Raw genomic sequence first — 15,000 nt, forward strand, 5'->3', positions numbered from 1 at the left:
TTACCCGCGACAGGACGGAAAGACCCCGTGGAGCTTTACTGTAGCCTGATATTGAATTTTGGTACAGCTTGTACAGGATAGGTAGGAGCCTTGGAAGCCGGAGCGCCAGCTTCGGTGGAGGCATCGGTGGGATACTACCCTGGCTGTATTGAAATTCTAACCCGCAGCCCTTATCGGGCTGGGAGACAGTGTCAGGTGGGCAGTTTGACTGGGGCGGTCGCCTCCTAAAGAGTAACGGAGGCGCCCAAAGGTTCCCTCAGAATGGTTGGAAATCATTCGTAGAGTGTAAAGGCACAAGGGAGCTTGACTGCGAGACCTACAAGTCGAGCAGGGACGAAAGTCGGGCTTAGTGATCCGGTGGTTCCGCATGGAAGGGCCATCGCTCAACGGATAAAAGCTACCCCGGGGATAACAGGCTTATCTCCCCCAAGAGTCCACATCGACGGGGAGGTTTGGCACCTCGATGTCGGCTCATCGCATCCTGGGGCTGTAGTCGGTCCCAAGGGTTGGGCTGTTCGCCCATTAAAGCGGTACGCGAGCTGGGTTCAGAACGTCGTGAGACAGTTCGGTCCCTATCCGTCGTGGGCGTAGGAAATTTGAGAGGAGCTGTCCTTAGTACGAGAGGACCGGGATGGACGCACCGCTGGTGTACCAGTTGTTCTGCCAAGAGCATCGCTGGGTAGCTATGTGCGGAAGGGATAAGTGCTGAAAGCATCTAAGCATGAAGCCCCCCTCAAGATGAGATTTCCCATAGTGTTAAACTAGTAAGACCCCTGAAAGATGATCAGGTTGATAGGTTTGAGGTGGAAGCATGGTGACATGTGGAGCTGACAAATACTAATCGGTCGAGGACTTAACCACAATTCATGATGAATGTCAGCATTATCTAGTTTTGAAGGAACAAACCTTCAATAAAATAGTCTGGTAACAATGGCGAGAAGGTCACACCCGTTCCCATCCCGAACACGGAAGTTAAGCTTCTCAGCGCCGATGGTAGTTGGGGTTTTACCCCTGTGAGAGTAGGACGTTGCCAGGCAAAAAGAGTATCCATTATGGATACTCTTTTTGTATATCCTAAAACATTTATCCATATAAAAATTATTTTCTTATCAAAGAAACTACATAATAATTTAAACTGATATTTATTTATATTCTGTGCTCATCAATATGCTATAATGGAGAAATATAATACTTCATTATCAAGCCGCCGCTATAGATACGGATTTGAACTACGTTTATCAACTAAATATTGATAGGCAAGAAAGGGTCCCTTTTGTGAAGTAATACTCAAAAACTGAACAATAAACGGGTAGTCTTTATTTGGCATGGTTTTTAATAGTTCACTCCACCACTCCGTTTCATAACGGGCAATCATACTTAAATTAAATAAGATTAGATAATGTGAAACCATTTCTGGAAAGGGAAAAAAGCTATCTTTTAAAACAGGAAAGCAATAGGACCCTTCTAGAAGATTAAATTTAAGTAATGAGAAATCATGAGATTGCCCTGACTCATCAAACAATATAGAGTTAGATGTGCTACTCCTATAAAGAAGATTGTTTGAGGAATTTGCTTGAATATAGTCTATAAAGCGATTCTCAGTCATATGAAAATAATCAAGGATCTCTTTCGGAAAGGTGAATACTTGTTGATGATAGTTAATGTCTATAAAAGTATTTCTTTGTTCTAATTGATTGAATAAGGGATTTAGTTCAGGTATTTGCTGTAATAAAGAGTTCATTGTAGCTTTATCGCCTTCCAGATTTTTTATATTGAACATTTTTTCAAGCATACAAGAAAATAGACCATTTCTTTGGAACTTGACTTCATCTTTTAGGAATTCATATTGTTGTTTTTTTCTTTTCCTAGTTGTTACTCCGTGCGCCAGTACAGAAGTGTTCTCAGGGTAATTTGGGTCCTGAGTGAGTAGACAAGCTTTAATTAAATGAACAAAGCCATAAAAAAGTAAAATAGGCTGAATTAAAAGTGGAGATTGTTTTGCCTGGTCGTAATAAATTTGAGCATGTTCTAGATAATAAATAAAGGGATAACAGTTCTCATAACTTTTTTGATCAGCTTGATCAAAATGTTTATAGCAATTTTTGAGATATTCCTGTGTATCTACAGCCGAGAAAAAGGTTGAAAATGAATGAAAATCTTTATAGGGGTGATTCAACTTTAAAACCTCCAAATTTTCAGAAACATTAAATATTGCTTTGTATCCTTGACAGTATTTTGTCCAATTGATACCCTACTAATAATATTTTTCAGTCTAGGAGGTTCATTTTATGTGGGAGAGTAAATTCAAAAAGGAAGGCTTAACGTTCGATGATGTCTTATTAGTTCCAGCAAAATCGGAGGTTCTTCCAAGTGATGTCAATTTATCCTTGAAATTAACGGATAAAATCAAATTAAACATACCAGTTCTTAGCGCAGGTATGGATACAGTTACAGAAGCAGAGATGGCAATAGCTATGGCAAGACAAGGCGGAATGGGAATTATTCATAAGAATATGACACCAGATAAGCAAGCTGAACAAGTTGATCGCGTTAAACGTTCTGAAAGTGGTGTAATCACCAATCCATTTTTCCTAACGCCGGAAAAACAAATATTTGAAGCTGATCATTTAATGGGTAAATATCGGATCTCAGGTGTACCGATTGTAAATAATTTAGAGGAACGTAAACTTGTTGGGATTATTACAAACCGTGATTTACGTTTTATTCAAGATTACTCCATTAAAATTTCAGACGTTATGACGAAGGATAAACTGGTAACAGCTTCTGTTGGAACTACTTTAGCAGAAGCCGAAAAGATCCTCCAACAGTATAAAATTGAAAAGCTCCCACTTGTGGATTCTAATGGAGTCTTAAAAGGCTTAATTACAATTAAGGATATTGAAAAGGTTATTGAATTTCCAAACGCTGCAAAGGATGAACAAGGTCGCTTATTAGTTGGAGCAGCAGTTGGTGTATCAAAAGATACTGACATGCGTCTTGAGCTCTTGGTAAATGCAGGTGTTGACCTAGTTGTTATTGACACAGCCCACGGACATTCAAAAGGTGTTATGGATACTGTTTCACGAATCCGCAAACAATACCCAGACCTTGCTATTGTTGCAGGGAACGTTGCGACAGGGGAAGCGACAAAGGCTTTGTTTGAAGCTGGAGCCGATGTCGTAAAGGTAGGAATTGGACCTGGCTCTATCTGTACAACAAGGGTTGTTGCTGGCGTTGGTGTTCCTCAAATTACAGCGATATATGATTGTGCAAGTGAAGCAAGAAAATTAGGAAAAGCCATTATTGCAGATGGTGGTATCAAATATTCAGGAGATATCGTCAAAGCACTTGCTGCTGGTGGACATGCGGTTATGCTAGGAAGTCTTCTTGCTGGTGTAACTGAAAGTCCTGGAGAAACAGAAATATTCCAAGGTCGCCGATTTAAGGTGTATCGTGGTATGGGCTCTGTTTCTGCTATGGAAAAGGGGTCTAGTGATCGTTATTTCCAAGAGGAAAATAAAAAGTTTGTTCCTGAAGGAATTGAAGGGCGTCTACCATATAAAGGACCTTTAGCAGATACAATTTATCAATTGGTTGGAGGAATTCGTTCTGGTATGGGTTATGTAGGTGCTGCTAATTTAGAAGCTCTTCGAGAAAATACTCAATTTATTCGAATGACAGGTGCAGGATTAAAAGAAAGCCACCCACATGATGTACAGATTACAAAAGAGGCTCCGAACTACTCACTATCATAAGAATAAGGACCTAATAGAAATTTGGGTGTTTCCTTTATTTTCAATAGACAGAGGGACTATTCTCTGTCTATTTTTTTCGTATTATTTATGATAAACTGTACAAGTATGTAAGCAGGTTTCTAAGTTATTAAAGAGATAATTATTAAAAACATAGATTAATAGTTGGAGGTATGGCTCATTGAATTGCTTTAAGAAAGTTTCATTATGGATTACGGTGTTATTTTTATTTGTATCTGCATCGTTTTCTATTGTACCCAACACTGCAAATGCAGCAGAGAATGATCCACTAGGACTAAAAGCTGAAGCTGCTATTTTAATAGATGCGGAAACTGGTGCTATTTTATATGAGAAAAATGCTGATGTTGTTCTTGGTGTTGCTTCGATGTCGAAAATGATGACTGAATACCTAGTGCTAGAGGCCATTAAAGAGGGTACTATTTCATGGGATCAAGAAGTGACTATTAGTGAATATATTCATAAACTATCAAGTCCTAATATGGGTTTATCTAACATTGGTTTAACTCAAGGTGAAAAATATACGATTGAAGAGTTGTATCAAGCGATGGCCGTTTATTCAGCCAATGCTGCAACATCTGCGCTAGCTGAAGTTGTAGGTGGAACGGAGAAAAACTTTGTTAAATTAATGAATAAAAAGGCAGAAGAATTAAATTTAGGTGAATTTAAATTTGTAAATGCATCAGGCCTAAATAATAAAGACTTATTAGGCAACCATCCAACAGGAGAACCTAATGAAGAAAATGTAATGTCTGCAAAAGCTACTGCTCGCCTAGCTTTTCACCTGTTAAAGGATTTCCCGGAAGTGTTGGAAACAGCTAAGATTCCAAAATTAAAGTTTAAAGATGGCAGAGAATATCCTAACTTTAACTGGATGTTACCAGGTCTTTCTTACGAATATCCAGGAGTAGACGGATTAAAAACTGGATCAACTGATTTTGCAGGATATGGATTTACTGCTACTGCTAAAAAAGGTGATAATCGATTTATTTCCGTCGTTATGAAATCAAGTACGAGGGAAGAGCGTTTTACAGAAACACGAAAACTATTAGAGTATGCTTTCAATAATCATTCAAAGGTGGAAATAGTTGCTAAAGGCGCTGAAGTAGAAGGACATAAATCCCTACCTGTAACAAAAGGTAAGGAAGACAGTGTTAAAATCGAAACAGCAGATGCAATTGAAATGGTTGTAAAAAATGGAGAGCAAGAAAAATATGAAACGGTTCTAACTCTTGATAAAAAGAAGTTAAATGAAGATGGAGAATTAACCGCACCTATTAAAAAGGGTGATAAGATAGGATCATTAACCGTAAAACCTAAAGAAGGAGATTCTATTGAATTCCTTACTGAAAATGGAACTAAATCGGTAACTGTAGATGTGGTTGCTTCCGAGGATGTAGAAAAGGCAAATTGGTTTGTTCTAAGTATGCGTGCTATAGGTGGCTTTTTCGGTGATATCTGGGGTAGTGTATCCTCTACTGTAAAAGGTTGGTTTTAATAGTATTGACTAAAAGAGGTCCCTTAATAGGGATCCTTTTTTTATATACATATATGCCTCTATCTTTTATATAGATTTTGGGATAATTCTGTTGTAAAATGGAAATAAATAATCATATCAAAATTTAATAGTAAAAAAGCAATGAGAGGAAATAGTAGCAAATCCCTTATTCAATAGAGAGCCAGTGGTTGGTGAGAACTGGTGAATAACATTTGTGAATCCATCCTTGAGCAAGGTATCGAAAACCTTTGGTGAGTAAATACTTTCGGCTAAAACCGTTAACAATTTAAGCTGGAAGACAAATTTGTCTTCAACTAGGGTGGCAACGCGGGTAACTCTCGTCCCTTTTTTAGGGATGGGAGTTTTTTATTTTGTCTAGCGCAAGCTGCCTACCCCCTCGAGGTCACAAGCGTGTCTAGTGTCGGCTCCTAGGGACTAGGGTCATAAGCCAAGTACTTCTGAAGGCAAAAAACGCCTTAAGAAGTACTCGTCTTACGCCCTTCGTCCCTGGGCAGTCGCCTATACATATCTTTCAACCCGTCAAGAAGAATTAAAGAACAATCTTCATGCCGGCTCGTCTTGTGCTTGGCCGTACCGGCATAAGTGCAACTACTCCTCTGGCTTAGCCTAAAGGCTTGCCAGTCGGAGAGTTTTCTTTATCGGGGGTGAGCAAGGCGCTTGCGCTTTTCTTATTGTCTAGCTTTTTTACTAAAATACAAGGAGGCATCACCATGCTTGATATTAAACTGTTGCGTAACAATTTAGAAGAAGTGAAAGCTAAATTGCAACACAGAGGTGAGGATTTATCCGAGCTAAATCATTTTGAAGAATTGGATGTAACTAGAAGAGAATTAATTGTTGAATCCGAAAAGCTAAAAAGCAGAAGAAATGAAGTATCCCAACAAGTTTCACAACTTAAGCGTGAGAAAAAAGATGCGGATCACCTGATAAAGGAAATGCGTCAAGTTGGGGATGATATTAAAGTACTTGACGATAAATTAAAGGTAGTAGAAGAAAAGTTAGAGCAAATTTTATTAGGAATTCCAAATATTCCACATGAAAGTACACCAATTGGGGAAACTGAAGATGATAATATTCCAGTTCGTCACTGGGGAGATAAACCTGAGTTTGGATTTGAAGCAAAACCGCATTGGGACATTGCAGATGAATTGGATATTTTAGACTTTGAACGTGCTGGTAAAGTAACGGGTAGTCGCTTTGTTTTCTATAAAGGACTTGGGGCAAAGCTAGAAAGAGCATTGTATAACTTCATGCTTGATCTCCATACGGAAGATCATGGTTATGAAGAAATATTACCGCCTTATATGGTTAATCGTGCCAGCTTAACAGGGACTGGACAACTGCCAAAGTTTGAAGAGGATGCCTTTTTAATTGAAGAAGAGGATTACTTTTTAATTCCAACAGCAGAGGTACCTGTTACAAACTACTACCGTGATGAAATATTAAATGGCGAGGAGCTCCCAATCAGCTTTGCAGCATTTAGTGCTTGTTTCCGCTCAGAAGCAGGTTCAGCAGGTAGAGATACAAGAGGATTAATCCGTCAGCATCAATTCAATAAGGTGGAGCTGGTGAAGTTTGTTAAACCAGAAGAGTCTTATGAGCAATTAGAAATTTTAACAGGACATGCTGAAAAGGTTCTTCAATTGTTAAAACTTCCTTATCGTGTGATGAGCATGTGTACAGGAGATCTAGGATTTACGGCTGCGAAAAAATACGATATTGAGGTGTGGATGCCGAGTTATGATACGTACCGTGAAATTTCTTCTTGTAGTAATTTTGAAGCATTCCAAGCACGTCGCGCCAATATCCGTTTCCGCCGTGAAGCAAAGGCTAAGCCAGAACATGTTCATACATTAAATGGATCTGGATTAGCAATTGGAAGGACGGTAGCAGCCATATTAGAAAATTACCAGCAAGAAGATGGAACAGTCGTCATACCAGAAGTATTACGTCCATATATGAGAAATCGTGAAGTAATTAAATAAGGGTTTTAAGAACGTTTAAAGGGTATCAAAAAAAATTCTGGACGAACCACATTTTCGTCCAGAATTATGTTTGACATGTTAAATTGTAAATGTTATATTAATTTTTGTCTGATATGGAGGAATACCCAAGTCTGGCTGAAGGGATCGGTCTTGAAAACCGACAGGCGGGTTAAACCGCGCGGGGGTTCGAATCCCTCTTCCTCCGCCATAATATTAAAAATCAACGCGCATAAATTGGAGAAAATCGTTGTCTGTGACAGCGGTTTTCTTTTTTTATTGTCTAACCACAGTGCCTTCCCCAAAAGGAATTGTTCGATTAGGCTCTGCGTGACATCTTGTTTAGACTTGAGTCACTGCGCAGTCGCTTATCATTTCTTTTAGACCGGCAAGACGATTAAAGAGCAATCTTCTTGCTGGATCGTCTCGTGCTTGTAGGCGTAAACATGGCACTTCTGCTTTTATTTTTTGACAACGTTAAAGTTTTCTGTAATAAGTAACCAGTTTTGTGGGAAGGAAAGACCTAATTTCCAATAACTCATTCCACGAATGCCAAGCTCCTTCATTAAATCAAATTTTGCTTGAATGGATCGGGCATCTTCAAACCATACTTCGTGCTGTTTTCCTTCGTTATCCGTATAACGATAAAAGGGTGCTTGTGCCTTCTCATCATATTGAATGGATACATTATTTTCGGCAGCACGAGTTATGGCCTGTTGTGGGCTAAGTGCTTTAGCAATGGTTCCTTGAACAAATGGTAATGTCCAATCATACCCATATAAATTTTGACCCATTAGGATTTTGGAAGCAGGCATTTCCGTAATCGCATATTCTAGTACATCTCGTACAGGACCAATTGGCGATACGGCCATTGCAGGACCACCACTATATCCCCACTCATACGTCATAATGACTACAAAGTCGACAATTTCTCCATGCGCCCTATAATCATGTGCCTCATACCAAAGACCAGGTTGGTCTGCTCTAGTCTTCGGCGCTAACGCAGTCGATAGGAACCAACCATATTGTTTAAATCGTGCCTTTGCCTTTCGTAAAAATTGATTATACGCTTCTCGGTCCTCAGGTCGAAGAAATTCAAAATCAAAATGAATATCACGGAACCCGTACTTCTGGGCAGTGGTAACAATGTTATCTAAGAAGCGATCTTGAACGGCTACATCGTTTAACAAAATTCTTCCAAGTTCGTCGCTAAATTGATCATTTTCTTGATTGTTAATGACCATCATTAATACATTATTATTAGCCTGAGCAATAGCAGGGAAATTATTTAACAGTGGTTCTTTCAAGGAACCATCTCTAAGTGCTTGGAAACTAAAAGGGGCTAGATACGTTAAGTAAGGAGCAGCATCTCGTGCACTTTCTTCTAGTACTGGTGCCACTGTAGTACCGCGGGGTTCTACGTAGGCATTAAATTCACGGTTGGTTTTAGGGCGAGGTGGTATATATAATCGAGTCCCAATCGTAAGTGGTTGAGTAACAGGAATTTGATTGATAGCTGCTAATTCTTGATAGGTAGTTTGAAATCGATTCGCGATAGACCAAAGACTATCGCCAGGTTGAACCCAGTAAAAACTTCCAACGATTGGAATGACTAATGTTTGCCCAATCACAAGTTGATTAGGATTCGGTATTTCATTCGCTTCGATTAAATCTGTAGTAGATGTACCATAAGCCTGTGCAATGGAAGACAAGGTTTGATTCTGTCTAACAACATGAATTTGCATATCGTTCCCTCCAATAATTTGGACTGGTTTATAAATGAATGTCATCTTCATACATACGCCATTATCAACTTATGATTTAAATGAGAAATCATGATATAATTTTCCAATAACTAAGAAAAGCGTTGGAACTGAACACGCATCTATTAAAAACTTATAATTTGTTAATTTGTAGATGTGTTAAAAAATCATGTTGATTGTAGTGTCACGAAGACTCGTGCGTACGGTTGCCGCCTGGGGAGAGACGTGCCTAAATAAACAATCAAGTTTAATAAAGCTAACTTGTATAAAAAGAAAGGATTCCAATTTTAATGATTGAAAAAAATCTAGATGAGTTCTATATGTTAGAAGCGATTAAAGAAGCTAAAAAGGCAGAAGAACAATTAGAAGTGCCAATTGGGGCTGTTATTGTGTTAAATGGAGAGATCATCGCCAGAGCTCATAATTTACGAGAAACCACACAAAATGCTGTTTCACATGCTGAATTATTGGCTATTGGACAGGCCTGTGAAAGGCTAGGATCTTGGCGATTGGAGAATGCCACCCTTTATGTCACATTGGAACCGTGTGCGATGTGTTCAGGGGCTATCCTATTATCCCGCATTAAACGAGTTGTATTTGGTGCACATGATCCAAAGGGTGGCTGCGTGGGAACTTTTATGAATTTACTCCAAGATGAACGGTTCAATCACCAGAGTGAAGTGGCTTCTGGAGTATTAGAAGAAGAATGTGGAGGATTATTAACTAGATTCTTTCAAGCCATTCGAGAGCGGAAAAAGGCAGAAAAAAGATCGAGAAGTCAATCGCTTCTAGGTGATACAGAAATTAACAATGGATAGCCATTGCTTTTTTAAATGAAAATTAGTATACTAAATCTTGCGTCGGATAAGACGCTTAAATATTGGTATCAATTTTGCCGTGCTAGGTGGGGAGGTAGCGGTGCCCTGTACTCGCAATCCGCTCTAGCGAGACTGAATCCCTTCCCGAGGCTGGTATCCTGTAGGGTCTGCCTTAAGTAAGTGGTGTTGACGCCTGGGTCCTACGCAATGAGAACCCATGAACCGTGTCAGGTCCGGAAGGAAGCAGCATTAAGTGGTGTCTCTCATGTGCCGTAGGGCAGCCTGGGCCGAGCTAACTGCTTAAGTAACGCTTATGGGAGCCAGTCGACGGAAGGTGCGCGGCAGTTAAATTTATAATAACAAAACTCATCATTATTGATGGGTTTTTTATTTTACCAAAAACCTTTCAATAAGGTGTATTCATAGTATACTTATAAATATATTTTTGTATTTCAACTACATTTTGAAAAATAGAAAATAGGCGGTTATAATAGTAAAAGAGATCAAGCAGGAGGGGGCGTTTAATTGAGTTATCAAGCATTATATCGTGTATGGCGTCCACAAAACTTTATTGATGTCGTAGGACAGGAGCACGTAACCCAAACATTGCAAAACGCCTTACTTCATGACAAAATATCACACGCTTATCTTTTTTCAGGTCCTCGTGGTACAGGGAAAACAAGTGCAGCCAAAATTTTAGCAAAGGCTGTTAACTGTGAAAAAGCCCCAACTGAGGAACCTTGTAATGAATGTGCTGCATGCCGTGGTATTACGGATGGTACGATTCCTGATGTAATTGAAATTGACGCAGCTTCCAATAATGGCGTAGAAGAAATTCGTGATATTCGTGACAAGGTGAAATACACGCCTACATCTGTTAAATACAAGGTTTATATTATAGATGAAGTACATATGTTGTCCATTGGAGCGTTTAATGCCTTATTAAAGACATTGGAAGAACCTCCTAGACATGTTATTTTCATATTAGCTACTACTGAACCTCATAAAATTCCCCTAACCATTCTTTCACGCTGTCAACGTTTTGATTTTAAACGAATTACTGCACAAGCGATCGTCAAAAGAATGGAGCTTATTGTTAAAGAAACTGGGGTCGATTACGAAGAAAATGCATTAGCGGTTATTGCCAGAGCGGCTGACGGTGGAATGCGTGATGCATTAAGTTTACTTGATCAAGCTATATCATTTGGTAATGATAAGGTAACGATAGACGATGCATTAACAGTAACAGGTGCTGTATCACAGAGGTTCTTACTGAACCTCGCTAACGCGATAAAAACCCAAGATGTCGTAAGTGGACTTGACTCCTTAGAGGAACTTCTTTTTCAAGGGAAGGATCCATTAAGGTTTATCGAGGACTTTATTTTATTCTATCGGGACATGTTATTATATAAATCGGCGCCTAACTTAGAAGAATCTTTAGAGCGTGCATTGCTAAACGACGATTTCAAGTCCCTTGCAGCAGAAGTTAATAAAGAGGAAATCTATCAATTAATTTCAGAACTAAATAAGACACAGCAGGAAATGAGATGGACCAACCACCCAAGAGTCTTATTAGAAGTAGCTATTGTTAAACTGTGCCATCTAGACTCTCCGGCACAGTCTCATTCACATCCTGATGTTGACCAGTTGATTCAGAAAATAAATCAATTGGAACAGGAGCTACTAGAATTAAAACGACATGGTGTGGTCAGAGAAGAGGAACAAGCTCCTCCGGTTCAAAAAAGAACTCAACGAATATCTAAAAATGGATTTCAAGCTCCGTCTGGGAAGATAAACGAAATTTTAAAACAAGCTACAAAACAAGATCTTCTAACGATTAAACGACATTGGGCGGAAATGATTGAGCAATTAAATGAAAAACAAATGAGATCACAAGCAGCTTTATTAAAAGAAGCAGAACCCGTAGCTGCATCAAGTCAAGCCTTGGTTATAAAATTCAAGTATGAAATTCACTGCAAAATGGCAATGGATAATGTAAGATTCATTGATACCATTTCTTCAATACTTTCAAGTTTAGTTGGACAATCGCTTGCAATTGTAGGTGCACCAGAAGAACAATGGCTACAGATTCGGGAAGGTTTTGTCAAAGGGCAGCGGAAACATAATGAGATAAGCGGCGACGTTATGGAAGATCATGAAGAGGATCCGATTATATCTGAAGCAAGAAAGTTATTCGGAGATGATTTAATTGAAATTAACGAATAACTGTTCGATATGCAAAGGATGATCAATGTGTTAATTTTAAAAGGGAAGGAATAATACCCTTTTAATAGAATATATAGGTAAAATTAAACTATTAGGCTGTGTTGAAAATTAGAGTTGTGTACTGGATGTTAACATAGTCAATGATAAATAAAAGGTGGAGGTATTTAAAATATGGCACGTGGAATGGGTAATATGGGTGGCATGGGAAACATGCAAAAGATGATGAAGCAAATGCAAAAAATGCAAAAAGATATGGCTAAAGCACAAGAAGAATTAGGTGAACAGAAAATCGAAGGTACAGCTGGCGGTGGCATGGTAACGGTTGTTGTAACAGGACACAAGCAAGTAGTAGATGTTATCATTAAAGAAGAAGTGGTGGATCCTGAAGACGTAGAAATGCTTCAAGATCTAGTATTAGCAGCAACAAATGATGCTTTAAAAAAGGCAGATGAATTAACAGAACAAACTATGGGGCAATTCACAAAGGGAATGAATCTTCCAGGGATGTTCTAGGGAAGAGGGAATAAAACATGCATTATCCTGAACCAATATCAAAACTAATTGACAGTTTTATGAAATTGCCAGGAATCGGTCCTAAAACGGCCGTACGACTGGCTTTTTTTGTCTTAAATATGAAAGAAGAAACCGTTTTAGATTTTGCAAAAGCACTAGTAAATGCAAAGAGAAATTTAACTTATTGTTCAATTTGTGGTCATATTACAGATCAGGATCCATGTTATATTTGTGAGGATCAAAGAAGGGACCGCAGTGTCATCTGTATTGTTCAGGATCCAAAAGATGTGATCGCAATGGAAAAGATGAAGGAGTTCCAAGGACTGTATCATGTCTTAAATGGTGCTATTTCGCCTATGGATGGAATAGGACCTGAGGATATCAATATCCCATCTTTATTAAAAAGACTACAGGATGAAACGGTAAAAGAGGTTATACTAGCTACGAACCCTAATATAGAAGGGGAGGCAACTGCTATGTATATTTCTCGATTAATCAAACCATCTGGGATTAAAACAACAAGAATCGCCCATGGGTTACCTGTAGGTGGAGATTTGGAATATGCTGATGAAGTGACGCTATCAAAAGCGCTCGAAGGTAGAAGAGAAGTATAAATGATGGGGGATTGACACATGTTTTTTCGACGAAAAGGCAGGTTGCGAGCAGAGTTTAATGAACGACTTGTAGAACAATTGAGCGAAACTAAAAAAAATTGGGATCGCCAAAAAGACCTGTTTGAAAAAAGCATTGATCCTTTCGGGGAAATGGAAATCCAATCAGAAATAGCAAAGGCAAAATACTTTTTTTTATTACGTGAAGCAAAGAAACGGCATATTACCCTTTTAAAGTCATTTTATGATTAAGACTACTAAACAAAAACTTTTCTGGTCTTTTTTGTACAGGCTCTACATAAAAATAGTACAAATGACTAGAAGGGAGATTGGAATTGGAACCAATTGTCGTTGTTGCTATTCTAGGATTTATTATTTTAATGCTACTTTTTATGGGAAGCCCATTAAAACCAATTAGGCTTATAAGCCAAGGAGTTGTTAAATTAGTCATCGGGGCATTGTTTCTTTTCTTCCTAAATATCGTTGGAAACCAATTTGGAATACATGTTCCTATTAACTTAATTACTTCTGCTGTTTCCGGGATATTGGGGATTCCTGGTGTGTTTGCGCTTGTAGCAATTGACATGTGGATTATATAAAAACTTGAACCAGTTCTATATTTAGAAACTGGTTTCTTTTTTTATTCGCGTGCCCAGCAAGCCGTTAATTGCTAGTTGGTGAAAGTCCAACCTGAGTAAGTACCAAGACGCTCAGTAGCTGACAGGCAACTGGTGAAGAAATTCTAAGGTTGAAGCCCTGTGACAAAGTAACTCCCTAGCGGAGTGCGAGCAAACTAACAGGTTGTAACATAAAGTGAATCCTGCCGTCTCGTCAAAAGAACCTACCTACGGTAGCCAAAGAGAAGTCGAGCCTTGGGATAATGGGCGAAGACCATGGAAGGTGTGAAGATCTTGGAATAGCAGCACCGATGAATCTCTCGGGGTATGGGGAGCGACATGTTAGTAAAGTAGTTAGCGGAACTGGGGATACCCTCCTTGTCACTTTCTAACGAAAGTAAAGCAGAAACCTATAAGTGCAAACGAAGTGGTGGATGGATGAGAGGGAGTCGGAGGGGGTCATAGTACCATTAATGACAATGACAACACAACATTGTCTAGGGAAGGACGGCGCAAGCCATTACCCTACTTCGTTCATATGTCAGAAGGAGGTAAGAGTCAGTGAATGTCAGGAAAATGACTAACTACACCAATAAAGTAAAAGCTCAAGAACTCTGGAAGACGTTATATCTTTGTGCCAAGGAATGTCCAACTCGAAGATTTCACGCTTTATATGACAAAATCTATCGTCCTGATATTCTATGGGAGGCATGGCAACGTGTGAAGCGAAAGAAAGGAAGTGGAGGTGTCGATGGACAGACGATTGAACAAATCGTCTTGGAGTACGGGGAAAAGAAATTTATGAACGAGCTCTATTTGGAACTAAAGGAGAAGCGTTATCACCCTAGTCCAGTCCTAAGAACCTATATTCCAAAGGATGATGGAAAGAAACGTCCATTAGGAATTCCAACTATTAAAGATCGGGTCGTACAGATGGCAACGAAAATGGTTATTGAACCAATATTCGAGGCTGACTTTCATGACTGTTCGTTTGGTTTTCGTCCAAAGCGAAATGCCCATCAAGCGATGGCAAAGATAAGAAAAGCCAGTAAGAAATGTTTTTGGGTAGTAGACGTCGATATCCAAGGATATTTCGATAATATTAATCAATACAAGTTGATGAAAATATTAGAACAAAGGATTAGTGATCGACGGGTTTTAAAGCTTGTTCGAAAATGGCT

General features: G+C 39.0%; 12 protein-coding genes, 1 tRNA gene, 2 rRNA genes, 1 other RNA gene and 1 other annotated feature (2 of these 17 cut by a window edge). Of the genes, 14 read left to right on the top strand and 2 right to left on the bottom strand.

Features of this window, described 5'->3' with window-relative positions:
* Positions 1–861, top strand: a 23S ribosomal RNA gene (locus tag Q5760_RS00060); it begins 2,075 nt to the left of the window's first position.
* A 59-nt stretch (positions 862–920) separates the two neighbouring features.
* Positions 921–1,036: ribosomal RNA gene (rrf, locus tag Q5760_RS00065) — 5S ribosomal RNA — on the top strand.
* Between the two features lie 174 nt (positions 1,037–1,210).
* Here rrf and Q5760_RS00070 read toward each other — a convergent pair.
* Positions 1,211–2,176 carry a YaaC family protein gene (locus Q5760_RS00070; RefSeq protein ID WP_428910294.1) on the bottom strand — a complete coding sequence of 322 codons (966 nt, stop codon included), beginning with the start codon at positions 2,174–2,176 and terminating at the stop codon, positions 1,211–1,213.
* A 112-nt stretch (positions 2,177–2,288) separates the two neighbouring features.
* On the opposite strand from Q5760_RS00070, the gene guaB reads away from it, so the two are divergent.
* The 4 genes from guaB (at position 2,289) to Q5760_RS00090 (ending at position 7,482) form a co-directional block, all read left to right on the top strand.
* On the top strand, positions 2,289–3,755 hold the full coding sequence (gene guaB, locus Q5760_RS00075; protein WP_428910295.1) for an IMP dehydrogenase: 1,467 nt from the start codon (positions 2,289–2,291) through the stop codon (positions 3,753–3,755).
* 178 nt (positions 3,756–3,933) lie between these two features.
* On the top strand, positions 3,934–5,268 hold the full coding sequence (locus Q5760_RS00080) for a D-alanyl-D-alanine carboxypeptidase family protein (RefSeq protein WP_428910296.1): 1,335 nt from the start codon (positions 3,934–3,936) through the stop codon (positions 5,266–5,268).
* Positions 5,269–5,400: 132 nt separating this feature from the next.
* Positions 5,401–5,617 (top strand) — a binding site (T-box leader).
* A gap of 382 nt (positions 5,618–5,999) precedes the next feature.
* Positions 6,000–7,274, top strand: coding sequence for a serine--tRNA ligase (serS, locus tag Q5760_RS00085; RefSeq protein WP_428910297.1), 1,275 nt, complete (start codon positions 6,000–6,002; stop codon positions 7,272–7,274).
* A gap of 115 nt (positions 7,275–7,389) precedes the next feature.
* Positions 7,390–7,482 (top strand) — tRNA-Ser (locus Q5760_RS00090).
* A 250-nt stretch (positions 7,483–7,732) separates the two neighbouring features.
* On the opposite strand, the gene Q5760_RS00095 is transcribed toward Q5760_RS00090, so the two are convergent.
* Positions 7,733–9,016, bottom strand: a complete 1,284-nt coding sequence (locus Q5760_RS00095) for a LysM peptidoglycan-binding domain-containing protein (RefSeq protein ID WP_428910298.1) — start codon at positions 9,014–9,016, stop codon at positions 7,733–7,735.
* Between the two features lie 308 nt (positions 9,017–9,324).
* On the opposite strand from Q5760_RS00095, the gene tadA reads away from it, so the two are divergent.
* From tadA to ltrA, 8 genes are all read left to right on the top strand, one after another.
* Positions 9,325–9,852 carry a tRNA adenosine(34) deaminase TadA gene (gene tadA / locus Q5760_RS00100; RefSeq protein WP_428910299.1) on the top strand — a complete coding sequence of 176 codons (528 nt, stop codon included), beginning with the start codon at positions 9,325–9,327 and terminating at the stop codon, positions 9,850–9,852.
* A gap of 77 nt (positions 9,853–9,929) precedes the next feature.
* Positions 9,930–10,194, top strand: an RNA gene (gene ffs, locus Q5760_RS00105) — signal recognition particle sRNA large type.
* Between the two features lie 183 nt (positions 10,195–10,377).
* Entirely contained in the window at positions 10,378–12,078 is a 1,701-nt protein-coding gene (gene dnaX, locus Q5760_RS00110; RefSeq protein ID WP_428910300.1) for a DNA polymerase III subunit gamma/tau, read from the top strand.
* A gap of 192 nt (positions 12,079–12,270) precedes the next feature.
* On the top strand, positions 12,271–12,591 hold the full coding sequence (locus Q5760_RS00115; protein ID WP_428912463.1) for a YbaB/EbfC family nucleoid-associated protein: 321 nt from the start codon (positions 12,271–12,273) through the stop codon (positions 12,589–12,591).
* A gap of 17 nt (positions 12,592–12,608) precedes the next feature.
* Positions 12,609–13,205 carry a recombination mediator RecR gene (recR, locus tag Q5760_RS00120; protein WP_428910301.1) on the top strand — a complete coding sequence of 199 codons (597 nt, stop codon included), beginning with the start codon at positions 12,609–12,611 and terminating at the stop codon, positions 13,203–13,205.
* Between the two features lie 18 nt (positions 13,206–13,223).
* Positions 13,224–13,454: a YaaL family protein gene (locus Q5760_RS00125; RefSeq protein ID WP_428910302.1), complete on the top strand. Its 231-nt coding sequence runs from the start codon at positions 13,224–13,226 to the stop codon at positions 13,452–13,454.
* Positions 13,455–13,537: 83 nt separating this feature from the next.
* Positions 13,538–13,801, top strand: a complete 264-nt coding sequence (locus tag Q5760_RS00130) for a pro-sigmaK processing inhibitor BofA family protein (protein WP_428910303.1) — start codon at positions 13,538–13,540, stop codon at positions 13,799–13,801.
* Positions 13,802–14,380: 579 nt separating this feature from the next.
* A protein-coding gene (ltrA, locus tag Q5760_RS00135; protein ID WP_428910304.1) for a group II intron reverse transcriptase/maturase crosses the window boundary here: on the top strand, positions 14,381–15,000 show its 5' end (the start). Its footprint extends 682 nt past the window's final position; 620 of the gene's 1,302 nt are visible here — the first part of the coding sequence; its start codon is at positions 14,381–14,383; its stop codon lies off the right edge, out of view.

It is taken from the genome of Niallia sp. Kr1 (assembly GCF_050389805.1).
GTDB lineage: Bacteria > Bacillota > Bacilli > Bacillales > Cytobacillaceae > Bacillus_BD.

What these genes read in the sequence shown, in the direction of transcription:
- guaB (WP_428910295.1), top strand. Translation starts at nt 2,289, where the DNA reads ATGTGGGAGAGTAAATTCAAAAAGGAAGGCTTAACGTTCGATGATGTC.
- serS (WP_428910297.1), top strand. Translation starts at nt 6,000, where the DNA reads ATGCTTGATATTAAACTGTTGCGTAACAATTTAGAAGAAGTGAAAGCT.
- Q5760_RS00095 (WP_428910298.1), bottom strand. Translation starts at nt 9,016, where the DNA reads ATGCAAATTCATGTTGTTAGACAGAATCAAACCTTGTCTTCCATTGCA.
- tadA (WP_428910299.1), top strand. Translation starts at nt 9,325, where the DNA reads ATGATTGAAAAAAATCTAGATGAGTTCTATATGTTAGAAGCGATTAAA.
- Q5760_RS00115 (WP_428912463.1), top strand. Translation starts at nt 12,271, where the DNA reads ATGGGTGGCATGGGAAACATGCAAAAGATGATGAAGCAAATGCAAAAA.
- recR (WP_428910301.1), top strand. Translation starts at nt 12,609, where the DNA reads ATGCATTATCCTGAACCAATATCAAAACTAATTGACAGTTTTATGAAA.
- Q5760_RS00125 (WP_428910302.1), top strand. Translation starts at nt 13,224, where the DNA reads ATGTTTTTTCGACGAAAAGGCAGGTTGCGAGCAGAGTTTAATGAACGA.